The sequence below is a fragment of the Richelia sinica FACHB-800 genome, from assembly GCF_014698825.1.
In the GTDB taxonomy this organism is placed as follows: domain Bacteria; phylum Cyanobacteriota; class Cyanobacteriia; order Cyanobacteriales; family Nostocaceae; genus FACHB-800.
On the sequence record NZ_JACJTT010000002.1, the window covers coordinates 268,589 to 289,564 of the forward strand.

Annotated in this window: 19 protein-coding genes and 1 tRNA gene; 14 read left to right on the forward strand and 6 right to left on the reverse strand. The window is 38.3% G+C overall.

All coding sequences use genetic code 11. The features are described from left to right. Positions 1-827: 827 nt before the first annotated feature. Positions 828-899 (reverse strand) — tRNA-Gln (locus H6G73_RS02985). 738 nt (positions 900-1,637) lie between these two features. Between H6G73_RS02985 and H6G73_RS02990 the strand changes: the two genes are divergently transcribed. The 9 genes from H6G73_RS02990 (at position 1,638) to H6G73_RS03030 (ending at position 11,686) form a co-directional block, all read left to right on the forward strand. After that, positions 1,638-1,952, forward strand: coding sequence for a PqqD family peptide modification chaperone (locus H6G73_RS02990; RefSeq protein WP_190601456.1), 315 nt, complete (start codon positions 1,638-1,640; stop codon positions 1,950-1,952). Continuing rightward, the gene (locus H6G73_RS02995; RefSeq protein ID WP_190601457.1) at positions 1,936-2,382 is read left to right on the forward strand and encodes a lasso peptide biosynthesis B2 protein; all 447 of its coding nucleotides are present in this window, start codon (positions 1,936-1,938) and stop codon (positions 2,380-2,382) included. Before H6G73_RS02990 ends, H6G73_RS02995 begins: the two co-directional genes overlap by 17 nt. 253 nt (positions 2,383-2,635) lie before the next feature. Next, a complete protein-coding gene (locus tag H6G73_RS03000; RefSeq protein WP_190601458.1) occupies positions 2,636-4,537 on the forward strand; it encodes a lasso peptide isopeptide bond-forming cyclase in 1,902 nt (633 codons plus the stop codon). A 119-nt stretch (positions 4,538-4,656) separates the two neighbouring features. Beyond that, positions 4,657-4,848 (forward strand): hypothetical protein, encoded by a 192-nt coding sequence (locus H6G73_RS03005; protein ID WP_190601459.1) that lies wholly within the window; start codon positions 4,657-4,659, stop codon positions 4,846-4,848. Positions 4,849-5,061: 213 nt separating this feature from the next. After that, the gene (locus H6G73_RS03010; protein ID WP_190601460.1) at positions 5,062-5,961 is read left to right on the forward strand and encodes a hypothetical protein; all 900 of its coding nucleotides are present in this window, start codon (positions 5,062-5,064) and stop codon (positions 5,959-5,961) included. Between the two features lie 4 nt (positions 5,962-5,965). Further along, a complete protein-coding gene (locus H6G73_RS03015; RefSeq protein WP_190601461.1) occupies positions 5,966-7,816 on the forward strand; it encodes an ABC transporter ATP-binding protein in 1,851 nt (616 codons plus the stop codon). Between the two features lie 3 nt (positions 7,817-7,819). Next, positions 7,820-8,959: a nucleotidyltransferase domain-containing protein gene (locus tag H6G73_RS03020; RefSeq protein ID WP_190601462.1), complete on the forward strand. Its 1,140-nt coding sequence runs from the start codon at positions 7,820-7,822 to the stop codon at positions 8,957-8,959. A 528-nt stretch (positions 8,960-9,487) separates the two neighbouring features. Next, positions 9,488-10,336, forward strand: a complete 849-nt coding sequence (locus H6G73_RS03025; RefSeq protein ID WP_199317585.1) for a hypothetical protein — start codon at positions 9,488-9,490, stop codon at positions 10,334-10,336. A 12-nt stretch (positions 10,337-10,348) separates the two neighbouring features. Further along, on the forward strand, positions 10,349-11,686 hold the full coding sequence (locus tag H6G73_RS03030; protein ID WP_190601464.1) for a glycosyl hydrolase family 28-related protein: 1,338 nt from the start codon (positions 10,349-10,351) through the stop codon (positions 11,684-11,686). Between the two features lie 63 nt (positions 11,687-11,749). Here H6G73_RS03030 and H6G73_RS03035 read toward each other — a convergent pair whose 3' ends face one another. After that, a complete protein-coding gene (locus H6G73_RS03035) occupies positions 11,750-13,096 on the reverse strand; it encodes a peptidoglycan-binding protein (RefSeq protein WP_190601465.1) in 1,347 nt (448 codons plus the stop codon). A 353-nt stretch (positions 13,097-13,449) separates the two neighbouring features. On the opposite strand from H6G73_RS03035, the gene psb34 reads away from it, so the two are divergent. From psb34 to H6G73_RS03050, 3 genes are all read left to right on the forward strand, one after another. Next, entirely contained in the window at positions 13,450-13,620 is a 171-nt protein-coding gene (psb34, locus tag H6G73_RS03040) for a photosystem II assembly protein Psb34 (RefSeq protein WP_190601466.1), read from the forward strand. 500 nt (positions 13,621-14,120) lie between these two features. After that, complete coding sequence (locus H6G73_RS03045; protein ID WP_190601467.1) at positions 14,121-14,936, forward strand: SDR family NAD(P)-dependent oxidoreductase; 816 nt, start codon at positions 14,121-14,123, stop codon at positions 14,934-14,936. A gap of 252 nt (positions 14,937-15,188) precedes the next feature. Further along, complete coding sequence (locus H6G73_RS03050) at positions 15,189-15,860, forward strand: HupE/UreJ family protein (protein WP_242034100.1); 672 nt, start codon at positions 15,189-15,191, stop codon at positions 15,858-15,860. A 66-nt stretch (positions 15,861-15,926) separates the two neighbouring features. Here the strand turns inward: H6G73_RS03050 and H6G73_RS03055 are convergent, their stop codons facing one another. Beyond that, a complete protein-coding gene (locus H6G73_RS03055; RefSeq protein ID WP_190601468.1) occupies positions 15,927-16,604 on the reverse strand; it encodes a sugar transferase in 678 nt (225 codons plus the stop codon). A gap of 568 nt (positions 16,605-17,172) precedes the next feature. Between H6G73_RS03055 and H6G73_RS03060 the strand changes: the two genes are divergently transcribed. Beyond that, entirely contained in the window at positions 17,173-17,511 is a 339-nt protein-coding gene (locus tag H6G73_RS03060) for a hypothetical protein (protein ID WP_242034101.1), read from the forward strand. A 43-nt stretch (positions 17,512-17,554) separates the two neighbouring features. On the opposite strand, the gene surE is transcribed toward H6G73_RS03060, so the two are convergent. Further along, positions 17,555-18,235, reverse strand: a complete 681-nt coding sequence (surE, locus tag H6G73_RS03065; RefSeq protein ID WP_190601469.1) for a 5'/3'-nucleotidase SurE — start codon at positions 18,233-18,235, stop codon at positions 17,555-17,557. 277 nt (positions 18,236-18,512) lie between these two features. On the opposite strand from surE, the gene psb32 reads away from it, so the two are divergent. Beyond that, positions 18,513-19,241 (forward strand): photosystem II repair protein Psb32, encoded by a 729-nt coding sequence (psb32, locus tag H6G73_RS03070; protein ID WP_190601470.1) that lies wholly within the window; start codon positions 18,513-18,515, stop codon positions 19,239-19,241. Positions 19,242-19,315: 74 nt separating this feature from the next. On the opposite strand, the gene H6G73_RS03075 is transcribed toward psb32, so the two are convergent. Both H6G73_RS03075 and H6G73_RS03080 read right to left on the reverse strand, forming a co-directional pair. After that, complete coding sequence (locus tag H6G73_RS03075; RefSeq protein WP_190601471.1) at positions 19,316-19,699, reverse strand: DUF4346 domain-containing protein; 384 nt, start codon at positions 19,697-19,699, stop codon at positions 19,316-19,318. Positions 19,700-19,771: 72 nt separating this feature from the next. Then, positions 19,772-20,956, reverse strand: a complete 1,185-nt coding sequence (locus H6G73_RS03080; protein ID WP_190601472.1) for a GNAT family N-acetyltransferase — start codon at positions 20,954-20,956, stop codon at positions 19,772-19,774. Between the last annotated feature and the right edge of the window lie 20 nt (positions 20,957-20,976).

The window sequence follows — 20,976 nt, forward strand, 5'->3', positions numbered from 1 at the left end:
TCCAGCAAGTTAGTTTATTGATAATCGGAGCATCTTGTGCTGAAGTCAGATGGTCTGGCTGGGATAATACTGAGTGATGAATGGGTTACTTTTTGGCTCTTGAGAGAGACTACATTAGGTTGGTATTTGTTCCTAACGTTAGGATTAAACATGTTTTCAATGTAGTCTACCTTATCACATTTGGGAAAATGTCAAGTTCCCAAATTGAAGAAATAGACTTTTGAGCAATGTTGACTAACCTTCAACAAAAAGTCAGCTTCAAGGCAGAAAAACGAATAAATAGGACATTTACCAAGGCCTTGAAAAATTCTAGAGAGTTATTCAAAGATTAATTCAATAAAAAATATTTTTAGCAATAATGGGGGTTTTATTCTCAATAATCTTGATAATTATGTCAATAATTGAACGATTTTCGGTTATTTCAGCTAGTGCAGTTGACAAGTTTCTTGGTTTTCCGTATGCTTATGTTATATCTAGAAATATGTGCGCCCCATATATATAGCATTTCCTACCAATCAAAATTAAAATTACCCTGATTACACCTTCTGTTGTTATGTATTTTTCCCACCGAGAGTTGGGTGATTGCTAGTTTAAAAATAGCATTACGATTGTTGATAGGGGCAGGTTCACAAAGATCCAAATAAATGCGCCCCTACTTCGCTACTTGTTCGATGTGTTTTTTGATGTTGAGCCGAACGATTGTTATGAAAAGCCTGATTTAGTCGAGAGCTTGGATAGATTTAATTACAGGAAGCTGAACTCGTCTACATCTGTAAGATTATAGCCACAAAAAAAGGGCGGCTTTTTCAGCCTACCCTTTTTTACTACTGGGGCGCTAGGATTCGAACCTAGGGATGGCGGGACCAAAACCCGCTGCCTTACCGCTTGGCTACGCCCCAACGTTTCACCTTAAATAATATAGCAGTTACTCTTGGGGTTATGTCAAGCCCTTAGCAAAAATATTTTTTGGGGCGGAAATTAGGGCTGGAGAACTAAGGATAAAGGGAATCTGTCCTATTTTTCTGATTTGTCTGGATAGTTGAATTCAGGGATATATTCAGTTATCTGTTTTCCTTATCAAAAATACTGAGCAATTATGTTTTTTTGATAAAGCTTTAGTAAAAAGACTGTAAATAATCGTATATACTGACTGAAAATTATTGGGGCTAGTTCGCCACCTCCATAGTCAGAGTTAGTTTTGTGTGCTGAATCTCAAACCACAGTCTCTTGCAGTTGCTGATTTGAGGAAAATTAAAAATAAACTTGAGTGTGCGAACCTAGACTAGTCAATCAACTGGGGATTTTAGACGTTTATGTTTAGATTTACTGCTCCCTGTTTAGGGGTGTAGCTAAGGGATTGAAAATTGACAATTTTTAGATTTCCCTCACCAAGGATAAGGTGTGAACGAAAAGCAATTTTCAGTCCTGATATCCAAAATCTCAAATTGGTATGACTAGTTTTAGACAGCTAAAAAGCCCCATAAAGCTTTTGGAGCTTGAACTTCAAATTATGCAGGGAATGTTTAGCCCCAAAGGAGCTAAACCATCTACTAGGTAGGACACAATGAAGTGATATATGCAGCGATATTGCATATATTGGGCAGAAATTAGCCAAACAGTTGATAAAACGCGAAAAAATGAATTCAAAAAAACTGGAAAGCCAAATTTTAGATTCTTCAGTCTTAGTGGCTGTGAGTGAGCAGGTATCTTCAGATATAGGTGGTGAAGTTGTAATTCTCAATCTCAAATCTGGGGTTTATCACGGTCTCAATGAAGTGGGAGCGAGAATTTGGAGTTTAATTCAGGAAGCAAAGACGGTGCAGGAAGTGAAGGCCACTTTATTACAAGAGTATGCGGTAGAACAGGAGCAGTGCGATCGCGAGGTTCAGGAATTGCTGCAACAGCTACAAGCTGCTGAATTAATTGAGGTTAAGAATGAAACATTTGCATAAGTGGTTACGCTTAAGGAATAGCGATCGCCAACTTTTGCTGACTACTGCCATAACCTTGACTATGATTAGGTTAGGGTTATGGTTATTACCTTGGAAGATTTTGTATAAACTTGTCAATCGTATCGTCCAACTACCCCTCGACCATCCAGAAGCAGATGAGGCTATATGGTGTGCGGTCGTTTGGGCGGTAGAAACTGTGAGTAGATATTTATTTCCTCCTCCGAAGTGCTTGGCTCGTGCTTTAGTCACTCAAATTCTTTTAGCATGGCAAGGTTATCGCACTAAGTTATGTATTGGAGTGGCTAAAAACCCCCAGGGCAATTTAGAAGCCCACGCTTGGGTAGAAAGCCAAGGAAAAATCATCATTGGTAAATTAACAAATCAAGCCAAATTCATTCCCCTGTCTTCACTTCATCAGAGTTTCACTTAAAGTGAGAAACACATTGTAAAAAATTTATGAAGCAACGGGGAACTTATTTAAAGAAAGTGTGTCTTACTTAATGGGTGGTTTTTTGTTCACTCATGTCCTCATATATATAACCAATACACCTACACCTGCAAATAGCATGATTGTGACTGCAAACATAAATAATTGGACTAATTAAAAAAAGTCGTGCAGCTTTTTGAAAACTAAGATTCTACAGCTTCATAGTGAATGACAACTTATAAGCAGGTAAAGGCTTGTGAGCGCAATTTTTGGTATTTATTATTTTGACGGTCAGCCCGTAGACGCGAGTCATTTGGGCCAAATGGCAGAAATACTAAATCATCGTGGTATTGATGGTGGAGATATTTGGAGACAAAATTCTGTTGGCTTAGGACACAGAATGCTCTGGACAACTCCCGAATCTCTATTAGAAAAGTTACCACTGAAGAACAGTGCAGGTAACTTAGTGATTACAGCCGATGCACGAATTGATAACCGAGATGAATTAATAGACCTCTTGCAGTTATCTGACCAACCACCGAGCAAAATTACTGATACCCAATTAATTTTAGCTGCCTATGAAAAATGGGGTGAATCTTGCCCAGAAAGGCTATTAGGAGACTTTGCTTTTGTAATTTGGGATCGTCGTCAACAGATATTGTTCTGTGCTAGAGATCCTATGGGTGTGAAACCCTTATATTATTATCGTTCCCATAATTTATTTGTCTTTGCTTCAGAAATTAAAGCCCTGTTTTGTCTACCGGAAGTACCACGTAAATTGAATGAATTCCGTGTGGGACAATACTTGATGAGAGTTTTTGAAGATAGGGAAATTACCTTTTATGAAGATATTGTTCGACTCCCAGCTGCCCATAGCTTAACTATTGGTGTAGAAACCCATCAATTACGCCGCTATTGGTCTTTAGATCCTTATAGAGAAATACGTTTGAGTTCTAATCAAGAGTATGCTCAAGCATATCGAGAAATATTTACAGAAGCAGTTAATTGCCGATTACGCAGTGCTTTTCCTGTAGGGTCTATGTTGAGTGGAGGCTTAGATTCTTCCTCCATAGCCTGTGTTGCTAGGGAAATTTTAGCTCGACAAGACAACAAAAAATTACACACATTTTCTGCTATTTTTCCGGGATTAGAATCAGAATATTTACAATTAATTGATGAAAGATTTTACGTTGATTTAGTCACAGCACAGGAGAAAATTAAGCCACACTACATCGAAGCTGATTCTAGCAGTCCCTTAACCAATTATGACCAAGTATTTTGGCATATGGATGAGGGCTTTTGCGCTCCTAACCTATATCTAAATTGGCTCATTTATCAAAAGGTTCAAGCTAACCATGTGCGTGTAGTTTTAGATGGCATAGATGGTGATAGTACCATTTCCCATGGTCATGCTTATCTTCCTGAATTAATTCGCAATTTTCAATTTAAGCGGTTTCTCAAAGAAAGTCGAGCTTATGCTTCTAGGTCTTATTTACCTTGGGGGCAAGTAATTTGGCAATGGGGAATACAGCCTTTAATTCCTGATTGTATGTGGCGGCTTTCTCAAAAAATTCACACAACCACCAAGCCGATTTGGGCGGATAATGCTGTTAATCCTCATTTTGCTAAACGGCTGCAACTTTCCGAATATCTTGACCAACAAATGGAGCTTTTATCTGGTGCTGTTACCCCTAGAGAAGTGCATTGTCAGAGTTTAAATTCTGGATTAATTCAATATGTCCTAGAAATGGCAGATAAATTAGCTAATGCTTTTTCTATCTCCTTAGCATTTCCTTTTTGTGACCGCCGCTTAATTGAGTTTTGTGTGGCTATACCTCCCGAACAAAAATTTTCTGCGGGATGGACTAGATTAGTTGCTAGAAGAGCGATGGCTGACATTTTACCCACAGAATTAAGAGCTAGAGTTTCTAAGGCTAATTTAGGGGCGAATTTTAAACCAAAATTATTGGAATTTGAACGAGATACCTTAGAACAAATCATTTTTGACCAATCAGATTCAATTGCTGATTATGTAGATATTCCGGCATTAAGGGCTGCATATTATCGTTATTCAACTAATCCTATGGCAGAAGAAGATGCGATGACAGTTTACACTGCTGTGAATTTAGGTAAATGGTTAGAGAATGTAGATTTTTGATTACATTTTTCTAGAAAAATATGCCATTTTATCTTGATCATTGGAGAAATAAGGAATAAGATATTAGAGGCAATATCGCCAAGTTAGAAAAAACAAGATTTTTGTTAGGAGAAATAAAAATGTTGGCACAAAAAGAATGGAAAAAACCTGAATTAAGTGTTTATGGTTCAGTAGAAAAATTAACAGAGCAAAGCAATCCTAATATCACCAAAAATGTTGGCAGTGGAGACACATTTGTTTTCATTATCAACAATGTTAGCACTCCCGTTTCCGTCCCTGGTAATGGTGTAGTGAAAGTCAGCGGACTTTAAACTTGAGGCTGTACAGATTATTTTTGGTAATTACATAGCTAATATGTAATTACATTAATTGGGGGTTGAGTTGACCCAAGTGATACTTGGCGAAAATGAAAAAATATATTCAATAACTCAACCCTAATTTTTTAATTATTTAAATGGTTAAGGAGGAACTTTCAAGATTAAAGATTGAACTGAAAATGTTGAATAATAAAGAAATTTAAATCTATGTTTTCATACTTAGCCTACGGTTTATATATAAAATCAGAAATACCATTACCAGAATTAGTTTCTGTGCCAGGAAATGGGGAAGTTTCTATCCGCTTAGAGCACCATAAAACTATTCCCAGTGCTGTGGCAGGTAATCATGATTTATTTATCAACATAGATTTAGAAGAATCTATACTATATGACCGAGATGCAGCTTTATTTGTAATTCGTCATGGTCGAGAAATTATCGTTACTCCTGTCACCGATGATGAAAGATTAATTGGTCTTTATCTCATCGGTACTATCATGTCAATTCTGCTGTATCAACGGGGCCTATTTATATTGCATGGTAGTGCGATCGCTTTTCATGATAATGCAGTTGTGTTTGTGGGTAAATCTGGTTGGGGTAAGTCCACAATGGCTGCTGCACTCCACGCCAAAGGATACCGCATAATCACGGATGATGTAGTGGCAGCTAAAGTCGAGGGGGATGTAATTACCTTATTTCCCGGTTATCCGCAACTTAAACTCTTTCCGAAAGTAGCAGAAGTATTAGGACACAACAAATCTGACCTGCTATTTTTACATCCAGAGTTAAATAAGGGTGGGTTTCGGGTCGCTGACGAATTTTCCCAGACAGCTTTACCCATCAAACAAATTTACATGTTAGCCCAAGGTGACAGCATCGGCATAGAACCACTACCACCACGGTCAGCCTTTGTAGAATTGATGCGTCACTCTTTGCCAACGCGCTGGTATCAAACCCATAATGTGGCTCAATTTCAACAATGTACTAGCATTGTCAAACATATTCCCATATATCAGTTGCAAAGAACCGATGATTTGCGATCGCTTCCTACTTTAGCAGACATGGTAGAAAAACACTTGGCTGATGAGCTACAGCCATCTTTAGTGTGAGACAATGACTATGGTAAAGTTGCGCGGCAAGCTACGTAAATCTTTAGCTAGGTCATCCGATATATATCAGACCTTGCATTTGATATGGCAAACAGCACCAGTTTGGACTACAGCCTGGACATTGTTACTCTGCATTCAAGGTTTGTTACCAGGGGCAAATGTTTATTTATCCAAATTGCTAGTGGATAATCTGGTTGTGGCCATGAAAGCTGGCATCAACAGCGAAAGCTGGAAATTAGTAATATTCCCAGCAGCCTTAATGGCAACCGTATTATTACTGACTCAACTCACCAGCGCTGCCTTAGGAATTGTTCGCACTATTCAGTCAGAACTTATCCAAGACCGCATCACAGCTTTAGTCCAGGAAAAATCTATTGCTGCTGACCTATTTTTCTACGAACTACCAGAGTATCATGACCGTTTACACCAAGCACGCAGCAACGCTAGTGGACGTTCTCTATCTCTGCTAGAAAATATTGGTAGCTTATTGCAGAACAGCATTACTTTACTAACCATGGCCACCATCTTGTTACCCTATGGTGCATGGTTGCCTTTAGTGTTAGTTGTCAGTTCCCTCCCGGCCTTGTATGTAGTTGTACGCTTCAATCGTTACTATTATCAGTGGTGGGAACAAACCACACCCCAACGTCGCAGGGCAGAATATTATGATTTCCTGATGACCCAAATTTATAGTGCCGGAGAGTTGCGGTTATTTGATTTGGGAGATCATTTCCAAGGTGCTTATACTAAGATACGCGATCGCTTGCGCCAAGAAACCATTCAGCTTGCCACTCAACAAAGCTTAACCCAACTAGCTGGCAGTATCTCTGCCCTACTCATCGCTGGTAGTACAATGGCATGGATGTTATGGCGACTGTTGCAAGGCTTTTTGACACTAGGAGACCTAGCTTTATTTTATCAAGCATTCAATAGTGGTCAAAGCTTGATGCGTTCCGCCCTATCCAACGCTGGTCAAATCTATAGTAACAGCTTGTTTTTAGGTAGCCTATTTGAATTTCTCAAACTCCAACCAGAAATTCAAGACCCACCTTATCCCCAACCGCTATCTTTACCCATCCAACAGGGAATAAATCTGCGTAATATCACCTTCCGCTATCCTGGTAGTCAAAGAGCAATTTTGCAAAACTTTAACTTAACCATCCCTGCGGGTAAGATAGTTGCCATTGTCGGCGAAAATGGTGCAGGAAAAAGCACTCTAATTAAACTTCTCTGCCGTTTTTATGACCCAGAAAAGGGCAGTATAGAAATAGATGGCATTGACATTCGACAGTTCGCTGTCAAAGAACTGCGTCGGTTGTTAACCGTCATGTTTCAACTTCCCGTCACCTATCAAAACACCGTAGCCGAAAACGTTGCCATCAGCGATATTTATTCCCAACCCAGCTGCGATGCCATTCAGCAAGCTATCCGTGACGCAGGTGCTGAGGAAATTATCGCCAAATTACCCCAAGGATATGACACTCAGCTAGGAAAATTATTTGCCAGTGGTACAGATTTAAGCGGAGGAGAATGGCAACGTATCGCCTTAGCTAGAGCATTTTTACGCCAAGCACCCATTCTGATTTTAGACGAACCCACCAGCTTTATGGACTCTTGGGCAGAACATGACTGGTTAGATAGATTTCGTAGTATGGCTAAAAATCGGTCAGCTGTGGTTATTACCCATCGTTTTACCTTAGCCATGCGTGCAGATATCATTCACGTCATGCAAGCAGGACAAATAGTCGAATCAGGCACTCATGACCAATTAATTGCCTTAGGAGGATTATACGCCCAATCTTGGCAAGCGCAAACAGAAACTAACTCTCAACTAACCCTCAGCAGCATTAATTAAACTATGATCAAAATTCTCTCTCCTCCCACTTGTGAAAACCAATTAGATATAACATCACGGGAAAATCAACTCATTCTCTGTTGTGCCCGTACTGACGTAGACACATTTACTATTGAAAAAATCAAAGATATAGTTCCACAAAATCTCAACTGGAACTACATCATAGCTACAGCAGCCTTACATAAAGTTACACCTCTGCTGTATCACAACCTATCTCATATTTGCCCTGAATTATTACCCCAACCAGTTTTAGCCTATCTCCAGCAATACTTCCAGGCTAACGTTAGACATAACCTGTTCTTGACTGGTGAACTCCTGAAAATCCTCAATTGGTTTGCATCCGCAGGAATATCTGCAATTCCCATCAAAGGTGCGACTTTAGCGGTTTCTGCCTATCAAAACCTTGGTCTACGGCAATTTCACGATATAGATATTCTAGTCTCTCCAGAGGATGCGATCGCTGCCAGAGACATTCTCATTGACCAAGGCTACGAAAATACATACAAATTTACCCGCCAACAAGAAATTGCTCGTTTAAAATCTCCCTACTGTAAAGACAATAATTATTATCACAAAGATATTGGTATTTATATAGATTTCCACTGGCAGCTTTTACAAAAATATCTTTCCTTTCCTCTTAATTATCAACAACTTTGGCAACATCATACCTACATATCTTTAGCAGGTAAAACAGTCTTAAATCTTGCTCCAGAAGATAATATTTTATACTTGTGTGTCCATGGTGCAAGAGATCGTTGGAATCGATTGCAATTAATCAGTGATATCACTGCTGTCATCAACAGTAATCCTCAATTAAATTGGGACTTAGTAATTAAACAGTCTCAAAAATTAGGATGTTGGAAAAGATTTTTACTTGGCATGATTTTAGCTCAAGATTTGTTAGGAATAAATCTTCCTGAAGCCATTAAAACCTGCTGCAAATCAGAGCCAAACATAAAATTCATTGTCACCTCTATCCAACAAAACATTTTTTCCCAAAAAGACGATTTTGAACCAATACATATCAAATCATTGTTTGATATTAAAACTAGAGAACGTTGGCAAGATAAGATGCAATATATTTTTTACCAATCCATTTTAGTTGCTGCTAGAAGCAAAGGAATTTTACCAGCTTTGATTTAAAAAACTTGACAGCCTATCCAGGAATATTTTTAGCTATTTGTGCATTATTCATGTCATAAATACTAGAGGTTAATTAAGCTATTACACCTCCGATTTTCATTCTGCCTAATTTATTTTTCTCTGAAATTTTGAGTTATAAAAGGCAGGAACTAAATCTTTTCACAGCTAGCTGAAAGTATGAACTAATACAGTTAAGTTCATAAAAACATAAAAAGTAGGTTGGGTGAAGCGATAGTACAACACAACATCATCAATGCTGTGATTATCTTTTACAATTTAGGCTTTTGACTCTAACTGAACTGTATTTAGGGCTGTAGACAAGGCAGTTAGGACATGAACTACAAGCCTACTAGCTATGTCTCTTGTTGAATAAGATTCAACTTTGCTTTTGATTATTAATCAAACTTTAACATGCTAAATCTTAACAGCCAGAACAAAAGTTTATTTTTTCGTGGATTTTGGCAGGAATTAATCTCAATCTGCTACTCGTACTACAGAAAAGCAACTATTAGTCCTGCATGGCTAATTATGTCAATTTTTGGCAGATTTTCTACTATTCGTATTGCCATCAATTCTCTGAGAAAAAAAACTATAACCCATAGGTACGATGTAAGTAAATCTATTTTGTCTCCTCTAGATACTACCATTGCCGTCCAAGCATTAAAAACAGATGGATTATTTTTAGGAATAAATTTACCTGTAGACATCAGAAAAGAAATCTTAAAATTTGCCATTAGTCACGAATGTTATGGAGATTCTAACCCCAGTTTAGGATTTAAGATTTTTCAAAAACAGCAAGTAGAAGCTAAAATAAATATAGTTTTTAATAAGGCTCAATACTTTAACACCAGTTACTTATGTCCTACCATCCAGAAAATAGTTGACGACCCCATACTTTTAGAGATAGCTAGTCAATACTTAGAAACAGAACCTATATTTACAGGTAGTCGTTTATGGTGGATTTTTGCAGTAGATGATATTCACTACGACCCCAGACAAACTGTCAGTTATTACCATTACGATTTAGACGACTATAGCTGTGTGAGATTTTTCTTTTACCTCACCGATGTAGATATCCACAGTGGCCCTCATATATGTATCCGTGGCAGTCATCATCAGAAAAAAATTACCCATGTTATTTTTCCATTTAAAAGACGAACTGATGAAGAAATAGCCGAAGCCTATGGCAAGGAAAATATCGTTACTATTTGTGGTCAAGCAGGTTTTGGCTTTGCAGAAGATACAATTTGCTATCACAAAGCCGAACGTCCTTTAGAAAAGGATAGACTGATTTTGCAAATTCAATATGCAGGAAAAAACTATGGCAACCACAACGATATTATGGATACACAATACTTGAAAACCATTCTCGATTGACATCAATAAACTATGAACAGAAAAGATACAGTAATCAAGGTCATAGAAGGCATTTTACTACTGGGATTTTTTTCTGCTATTTCTATCCAGTCGGCATCTGCTAAAGTTTACTATGTAGATATCAAAGGTTCAGATCAAGGACAAGGTACAAAAGATTCTCCTTGGCGTACACTAAATAAAGCTTTAAAATCAGTTAATGCAGACCAAGACCATACTATTCAAATTGGTAGTGGTTCCTTTGACTTGGGTGGAAAAATCACAGTCCCTTCAGGGGTAAAAATTATTGGTTCAGGAATCTATGCCACTACCATTCAAGGAGAATTACATCTGCGAGGAGGAAGAAATATTTCTCTAAGTAAAATGCAATTCAATGGTAAAAAGTATAAGTATGGTACTGCCGTTTATATCAGAGATGCCAGTCAAATAAATCTTCGTGACATTGCTTTCAGACAATATCAATCTCATGCAATTAATATTGAAAGAACCCAGAATAGCGAATTAGCCAATCTTTCCATATTTGATTGTACATTCAACAATAGAGTCCCTGATAAACATAGTCAACAATCAGCGGCTATTGTCTTAGGAAATCTTACCAACGTTTCATTCCATGAAATTTCCATTAACACCCTCACCCGTGGAGGTCAAGGTATCGGTTCCATGAGTGATGCTTGGAAACCACAAGGTAATAGTTGGGTGGGTCCAGATAGTATTTTAAAAAATGTGAAATTTGCTAATTTAAATATCCAAGTTGATAAATGGAATGCCTGGTGGAATGGCTGGACACCACAAATGGCATTAGAATTATTTAAACATAAATGCTATGAATGTGAAATTTATAATTCCATCTTTAACGGTACAGTATCTCTAGCATCCATTCCCACTTCCCAACCTGATTATCAAACCAGAATTCATGTCCACCATAATTTTTGGTACGGACAAAATAAGCCTTTTTATGCCTGTGAGGTATCTGCGAATAATATTGAGTTTAATCATAACTATATCCGGGGTGGATTTTATCCCATAGCCTCCTTTGGTAACAAATATCGTAATTTACATGTTCACAATAATATTTTTGAACAGACACAAGGCCCTGTTTTAGTGGGTTTATTTGAGCAAAAAAGAGAAAATTTTCAATTCATTAACAATATTATTTATGTATCTCACTCTAAATATCCCCTGTTCTTATTTAAAAAGGGAGAAGCAGAGAATCAAAAAATTCATAATAACAGCTTTTATAATTTAACTGAAAATTTTCAGAACTTGCAATTAGGTATTACAGTGGGCTTGAACAAAAACTTTTTCTTAAAATTTAATCCTTGGCAATACCGTCAAGAAAGTCTTAAAAATTAAGATAATCTGCTTTTAATTATTACTACTTGCACCTAACTTAAATGGAAATCGACATGTACCAAATCATGAATAATTCAGGATTAATTTCTGAATAATTTCTGTCACCTCTGTTGCCATTCTAGCGTCAAGTTCTACCACCTCACGGTCTATATTACGAGGAGTCAGACTCCTTGCACCTCGTAAAGCCAGACTGAATGTTATCCATTTAGCTGGTTGACCTAAAGCTTGTGGACGACGGTCAATAAATTGCACTAAAGCAACATAAACAGCCTCTGTTCTTTCTCTAGGAATACTTGTTCCATTACCCAGCTTAGAGATAATTACTACAGAATCAATACTGTTTTCTAAGCCTAAAACTTTAATTGCTAAATCAGTTAAGCGGGCTGGGTCTGTTCCCAAAATTTTGATTATGGTATCCAAATTTTGTTTATGTGCGAAAGGAAAGCGCGAATTCTGACTAAGATAATTATGCCAGCCAAGAGTAGAAATTATCCGAGTTAAATCATAAACCGATAGAGAATTACACGCCCAACTTGGGTCAGCTGTATTGGCACTAATGATTACTTTCCCTGTTCTTCGTTCTACTAAATTTGGTAATTCCATAAAAGGCTTATCTCCGTATCGACCGCGGAAAACCAGAGATGTATTACCAGTAATATTCTTGAGCCAATTTTCTATTTCTATTTGTGAGGCAAACTTTTTAAACATTCCTCCTGAAGCATTAGATGTAGTAAGAATTTTTTCATAAGTAATTAAATCACTGGCTAATTCAATTAAAGGAATTTCTCTAGCTTTGTTATCCTGATCTAACCCTTGAAGATTATATTCACTAATATTAGCAAAAGGAGATTTTTGATTAATAAGTGTGGCTGTATAGATCAGAGGAATGATTTTACTGCCACTCCAAAGTTCGACATTATTGAGTGCATTTCTACCCAACCATTTAACCTGGAATTGATTTTCCCAGAAATTGCCAATACAAATACAAGCCTCTTTAATATCATTATGCAAAAAACTAAGACCTTGCTCATCAATTTCTGGAATTTTTCCAAGGATAGGATAGGATTTGAAATTTCTATCAGTTTGAATACCATTGACTAAATTTTTGCCGTTTGGTCTTTGTCTTAACAACCGGGGGTAGTGCTTAATTTGGTCTTTGTAGGGTGAATTCTTCACCCCTTGATATAAAAGCACTGGTTTGTTTTCCTTTCCACCTACCGCTAGACGCAAAAACTCTTGATATATTTGGTCTTGGTTAGCAGCATTTAAGTTTGATGGTTCCTTACCTGTCGGTATGCTAAAAGATTGTCCTCTAGCTGGACGAATACCGTTTTTAGAAAAAATAAATTTAATAGTTGTAATTAAGAAATAGAGAATTTTTCTTCTGCTAGTTTGATTGAGTGAACCCATGATTCAAAGATGTATTCAATAATTCAATATAAATAATGGACATCTGGTGTTAATTAAATATGCCTGGTTTGAAACCCTTGTAGAGACGTTCCGTCGGAACGTCTCTACATTCATTTTCACCAGATGTCTAATACAGAACTTACCCATAAGCCACGAAAAATATGGGTTTGAGATTTCTTCTCTGGGTGAAACACGATATTTGGTATATTTCTATACATAAATTTTAATCCCTGTTACTTTATATAAGCAATGCTAATGGATACTATCTCAGAAAAGATGTCAAGTGGTCTTGACGTTTTGTAACAATATTGTTAAATTTGTTTACATAAGTTAAACAAACACAGAAAAAAATTATGTATACCACCATTAACGAAGAAGGCATTTTAAATAACTACGCATCTGAACCCCAAATTTATTACGCTGAGTATCCTAACCAAGAGCAACAAAACACCTACAAGATTCAAGGTGCGATCGCTACTTTGTTTGTGACTGCCCTGATTTTGGTAGCTTTGGGTGTCAGCTAAATTTCCTTCACATTGAAATCGTCTTAAATTGTCATTCGGATTTTTCTCCTCTCCTCGGTTAGTTTCGCCGAGGTTTTTTATTGTTCATGAGTCTAAGCGTATTTAATTATTTATATATGAACAACGCATGTATTAATATTACAAATCTCGGTTTTTATTAAGAAAAATTGCAGATACTTGATCCCCTTGCTAAAGTGTGAATCGTAGTAGGTTCTGTGTACAGCTTGTATAGAGGAGACTTATCGCTCATGCTCTACATCAACAACATAGTTATTCTTCATCTCATGCAGCGATAAGTTCCGACGTTGTTGAGCATCTTCAAGTTTTCAGTCCAGATTTGTGAGAATTGTTTTGCTGCCAATGATGAAGTTCAACTTACACCCAGGTGAAACCACAAATCACTTTTTATCTCAGTGAGCAATGGAGCAAGATACATTTGTCAACTCTTGATTAAACAACATCAAAGCCCATTGAGATTTGCAACTCTAGAGGTTTTAGTTATGAACATTCAAGGAAAGACAGCTTTAGTCACCGGTGCCAGTCGGGGAATTGGGCGAGCGATCGCGCTAGAATTGGCACAACAAGGTATGAAACGCTTGCTATTACTGGCACGGAACCAAGAAAAACTAGCTCAAGTTGCCCTGGAAATTGAAAAGCTAGGTGTGGAAGTTGTCACCTTAGCATTGGATCTGAATTCACCCGTGGAAGTAAATATTTCCCTAGCCCAAGCTTGGCGAGACTATGGGCCTATTCATCTCCTCGTTAATTGTGCCGGAGTCGCTCATCAAGTTCCTTTTTTACAGTCCCAATTGTCCCAAGTGCGGGATGAAATTAACGTTAATCTGGTTGGTATGTATACCATCACCCGCTTAGTTGCCCGGCGGATGGCTGCTAGACAAGAAGGAACTATTGTTAATGTGTCTAGCTTAATGGGTAAGGTCGCAGCACCAACAATGGCTACCTATTCAGCTACGAAATTTGCCATTTTAGGTTTCACCCAAGCCTTACGGGGTGAACTAGCAGCACATAATATTCGAGTTATGGCTTTGCTACCTTCTTTGACTGATACAGATATGGTGCGAGAACTGCAATGGTTTCGCTGGGTAATGCCTATGACCCCTAAAAAAGTTGCTCAAGCACTTGTAGCTGGACTACACAAAGAAACACCAGAAATTTTAGTGGGATGGCAAAGTCATTTAGCAGTGTGGTGCAGTCGCATTCTTCCCAGAGTGCTGGAGAAGATTTTACTCCTGTCTGCCCCTATGTCCCAAAATCAACGCAAACGTTACCAACGATTTAAATTCATGACCAATTAGGACAAAGACCCTACCAACATCCACATAAACCTCAAGGGCGGGTTCACATATATCCTCGTTCATTAACCAACATCCAAATAAACCCGCCCCTACATTAACTAATTACGGTGTAATAAAATTACATCAATTTTTGTTCATCCAATATATCCGTATAGTCCGGTGTAAATTTACAAAAAGATATAAAATCTGACACTGTTCCTCAATTAAGTAAAGTATTATAAATTACCGGAAAGCTTAATTTGACATAATTTAATGATGTTCAAATTTTCATTATCATCATCTGCCAAAACCACAGAAATTGCCGTTTCTAAACAGTTTCGTTATTTAATAGCCATTGGTGGATTAGTTTTAATTAGTGTGATGAGTTCTGCGGGTGGCTCACCTGTTGAGCATACCATTACTAATAGTTGGGAAGGGTTGATTTGGGGAATAGCAGACCCAGTAATTGATTTAGCTCGTTTAGCTGGGATAGTGGGTTTGGGTTTACTATCAGCTAGGTTGATACATGGTGTGTGGATAGCATTAGGATTTGCTGTGGCTGTATTGGGTGGGGAAGTGATGAACCTGATGCAGTTTCATTTACCAAGTGGGGAAATAGCGATCGCTATTTCTACAGCTATCTTAGGTATGATGCTATTAGCTGCCAAACCTATTCACGGTTTAGCGATCGCTTTTGTGAGTGTAGCAGCTGGATTATTTCACGGCTATGCTAGTGCTGAGTTTATTCATCATCTAGACCCAATCGCTGTAGTTACCTATTTTATCGGTGTCATCTTCACTCAAACCGTAATTTTTCTGTCTGCACGGGAAATTGGTAGAGTCATCATCAGTGCAGAAATTAACCAGCTTTTATCCCGAAAACTGCGGTTAGCTGGGTTAGTTTTTGCCGCTATTGGTTTTGTTTGTTTGGGTAACTCCCTATGAAAAAAGGGGCTATAGCCCCTTTCTATTCACTATATCTTGAGGATTAAGATAGTTGGTTGATTGTGCTTAAAAAGCGCCAACTTTTGCCAAAATCACGTAAATGGTTTTGACAATCAACCACAAATCATAGAGAGGATGCCATTTATGTTGATATTGCAAATCTAAATTCACAACTTGTTCAAATTCTTGAATGTGTGAACGTCCATTAGCTTGCCATTCTCCAGTCAAACCTGGTTTTACTCTCAATCTCTGCCAATGGAACTGATTGTATTTAATTACTTCATCCGCAGTTGGTGGACGAGTACCAACTAAACTCATTTCTCCTAATAACACATTCCAAAATTGAGGTAGTTCGTCCAAACTCGTACTTCTTAAAAAGCGGCCTATTCTGGTAACTCGAAAATCATTCTTATTTTTGAAAATGAATCCATCGGCTTCATTGGCAACTAAGTGCTTTAACTTTTCTGCATTTGTCACCATAGTGCGAAATTTCCGAATTTGGAAGGGACGACCCAACAATCCATAGCGTTCCTGAGTAAAGAAAATTGGACCCGGATCATCAAGTTTAATTGCAATAGCAATCGGTACAAAGAGAATTCCTAAAATCGTTAACCCTACCAAACTTCCTGCAATGTCGCAAATGCGTTTGAATTTAGACTGTACGGAAGGATGGGGTATAAATTTGAATTCCCAATGCGCTGGAGTCCTACCTTGATCAAGGTTTTTGAATGAAGTTGTGTACATTGTCAAGGCCCGTAAAAGTGATAAACGTAAAGTTTATGTAATTTTTATTGATTATAGCCACACAAAGTTTTAACACTAAATGATGAATATACGCAATTCCCGCAAATAGCATCTTCGTCCAGTTCTATCAGTCAACTTTAATTGATAAAAATAGGCTGGAAATATCAAGAAATTCCGATAAATTGCCCAAGAAGATAGAAATTTCTGGTACTTTGGTAAAACTTCCATAAGTCTTCAATATTTGATATTTGCGTATAAATGTCTAAATCTCAAACTGACAAAAGTAAATATATCGTGAGGAAGATGTTTTATGTCTCTTAATCTGAATCATGCTGTTTGTTTTACAGAATTAACAACTAATTAAGAGAGTAGAATTGAATACCAAAATAGTACCATAGTGATCAATACAGTTTATATCAAGATATTTTGGCACAAATGAACTAAACACAAGATTTATATATTTATATGAAAATACCCAAGACGCAAATCCTGATTTTGTGCTAGAGCAGCAAATATTTGCTAGTAATACTGATGATGAAAGTATGGGTTGAATATTAGGAATATTACTATGATGATTTCTCAAGATTGGAGCGGTCAAGACATGATTGCCACAGGAGCAGATGTTAAAATCAACAGATTAGAGTCTATTGTGGAACAAATAGGAGAAGCAGTATTGTCTACAACAGATACAATTGAACGACTGGCGGAGAGAGTAGAAGCTTTGACAAATCAAGTAGAAGCACAAGGCAGACAAGTCCAGCAACAAGGGTATCAAATTTTTGCTTTGTGTGATGCCGTACAAAGTCTAGCTGACTCCCAGAAGGACTCGTTGCAGCAACTGCATCATTTGTCGAAAACTGTAGATCAGCTGGTGCTGTTGCTACAGGGATTAGATGAAGAAGGATAAATTTTGATATTTTTACACGCTGTGATTTTTGAGATTGATTTAATCAAATTTTTAACTTGGTGATGGCGATTTTTCCAGAAAAGCAGATATCTACATCACTACCAGGGGTGCGATCGCGTTTGCCGTATTCACCCACATAATAATAATCATCACCTTCAATGCGATAGTTCACAGGTAAAGGTTTGGTACAAGGTTGGCAAAATACCACTTCAGGGTCTGGTTTTCCTGGCAGAAGATGAGGTAAATTGACATTCCAGAAGCATCCTGGTTCTAAAGGTCGCTCTAGTAAGTCCTTTAACACATCCCCTGTCCATTGCGCTGCTAAATCCCAGTTGTAATTGAGTTTGGCTTTTCGGTAGTGGGAAATAGCAACACCGGGAATGCCATGCATAGCAGCTTCTCTGACTGCTGCCACCGTCCCAGAGATGTAAGCATCTACTCCCAAATTTCCCCCAGCGTTAATACCTGACAGGACAAATTTCACATCTTTACAGATTTGTGATAGAGCAATTCTCACACAATCTGCGGGAGTACCAGCGATCGCATACTCAAAATCCGAACGACGTTGGAGATTAATCGGACGATGAGTAGTAACTTGATGACCACAGCCAGATTGATGGTCTTGGGGTGCAGCGATAATCACCTGTTGACCATTGACTGCTTTGAGTAATGCTTGGATACCAGGTGCGTCAATACCGTCGTCGTTGGTTAAGATAATTGTCATCCGATGTGGAATTCTCTCAATTTGAGTGCTGGAACTATAGCAGGTGACAGGTGACAGGTGATAGGTGACAGTGCTAAAAGCTTTTGGGTATCTTATAGCTATAGTTAATGTCCTAACTGCCTTGTCTAGGGCTATATTAATCAATGATTAGTCATAAATACTTGTTTAAATTATACTCAGTCTCAAGATACTGTTCTCATTAATTATCCCTAAATCAGGTGATTTTGACATGGGATGTGTAGTATTTTGAGTGCAAGTCTGTGTTTGGATTCATCCCATGAAACAGCTATTACAGCAATTATTCAGTCATAAAACATACATTATTCGCCTGATATTACCATTACTAGCGTTGGTAATGTCTGCCTCTGTATTTGCTACACCAGCTTTAGCCACAGGTGTATATCAAATTCCTAATCTCACTCCAGATACCTGGATTTTAGACCAAGGTGAAGTTCTCAGCCGCATTAATGAAGGTAAGATTACTGGCATCCTCAAGGATTTAGCCCAGAAAACGGGTCAAGCGGTGAGAATCGTCACCATTCACCGTCTAGATTACGGTGAAACACCAGACAGTTTCGCTCAAGCCTTGTTTGCACAATGGTTTCCTACCCCAGAGGCACAAGCTAATGAAACTCTGTTGGTAGTTGATAACGTGACCAATGGTGCAGCCATTGTTGCTGGAAATCAAGCCAAGTCATTGTTAACTGATTCTATCGCCCAAAGTGTAGTTGAGGAAACCTTGGGTATTCCTTTACGCAATGGTAATAAATATAATCAGGCATTTTTGGATGTGAGCGATCGCTTAGTGGCTGTGCTCTCTGGTCAACCAGACCCCGGCCCACCGCAAGTAACAGAAGCAGTTCAAGTAGAAGGCACATTCAAAAAAGCTGAAGAAACCGACCAAGGTAACGCTACAGCTTGGGTAGTGGGACTCTTAATTGCTGCTACCGTTATTCCCATGGCCACTTACTATGTTTATCAAGTAATTCAGCCCAATGGTCAGTAATTAATTGGTGATGGGTGATTGAATTTTAGATTTGAGATTAACATCCACAATCCAAAATTCACTTACCTATCACCTTAATCTTGAACGTATTCTTGACCTGTGACTAAAGCCACTTCTGCACGGACAAATTCCCGACCTAAGTAAGCAGCATGGTCTAACAAACTTACTGGACAAGGTTGAGTTTCCTCAAAAATATTCACACACAGTTCCTTGGCAGTGCGTCCACTAAATACCGTTGTGTGGGTTCGTTCCACCTTTTCCCGTGCTGGAATCACCTTACCTGTTTCTGGGTCTACAGCTAAACCTTGGTCATTAATCACATTGGTGAAATGCTTGGCATAAATTAACCGTTCATTCCGGTCAAGATAAATGATGAAATATCCAGAAGGGTCAAGGTCTATATGACGCTGAGAAAGTTTGTTATCAATTGCTGTCAAATCATCAATGAGCAAATCCATCGGCATTCTAAAAAAATTTATCTAGATAGTGTTTTTAGATTACATCTCCAGTGTAGTGCTTGCATCACTTTTTTATTGATTAGACCCGTGATTAAATGGTAACTCTGCATTAGTAGCCGCTATTTCCTGTTCTTCCATTTGATTCACTTCCAGAATATAAGGGCGTAAGATTTGCCCTAAACGATTGTTATAGAAACGGTGCAGGCTGTAATTGGCAGTTGCAGGAAAACCACGACGTTTTTTGTGCCGACCACCAGCACCAGGGTCAAAAAGTTGGATACCCTGAGCGATCGCCCATTCTATGGGAGCATAATAACAAGCATCAAAATGTAAACAATCTATTTCTTGAAAACTCCCCCAGTACCGTCCATAGAGTTTGTCTGCTTTATAAATACAGAAAGACATACCCATTGGTTGCCGGAGGTCTTGTTCATTATAGGCAGCAAAAAGCACGACCCGATGACTATAGTGATGGTGTAACTGCTCAAAAAACTTCTTTGTCAGGTACTTACTACCCCACCAACCGAATTTATCGCAAGTATCGGCATAGAAATCATACATCAAGGGAAACAAAGACTTGGGAATAGCTTCTCCCGTCAACGCTTGCAGTTTTAACCCGGCCTTTTCCACAGCCTTTCTTTCCCGTTTAATATTCCGGCGTTGGTTGGCATTGAAAATTTGCAAATAATCGTCAAAGTTAGTAAATCCCCCATTTTGCCAAATATAGCTATGGTGCAACCAAGCCGTATAACCTTGACGTTCTAGAATCGGTCGCCATTGGGGATCAACATAGAGGAAATGACAGCCAGAAATCTGATGCTTTACACAGAAATTATCAATTTCATGCAACATCATCGCCGTGATTTCTTCTTCATCTTCCCCCGCAGCAATTAAAAACCGATAGCCTTCTGCGGGAGTTAACGGAGTCATTCCCAACAACTTAGGATAATACTCAATTCCCAATCGGGAAGCTAACTCTGCCCACTGATGATCAAAAACGAATTCACCGTAACTATGTCCTTTGAGATAAAGGGGTGCAGCAGCTATCAAAGTTCGATCTCGCCACAAGGTCAAGTGATTGGGCATCCAACCTGTGTTAGCTGTGACGCTGTGGGAAGTTTCGAGATTATTCAGCCACTCCCACTCTAAAAATGGAGTTTTCAATGGTAGGGCTAAAGTATCCCAGGCAGTTTGGGGAACTTCGGCAATTTTGTTAGTCCAAACGACAGAATAGTGAGGTTTGATGTTTTCCACCATCTTGTGGTTAAGATCCAAAA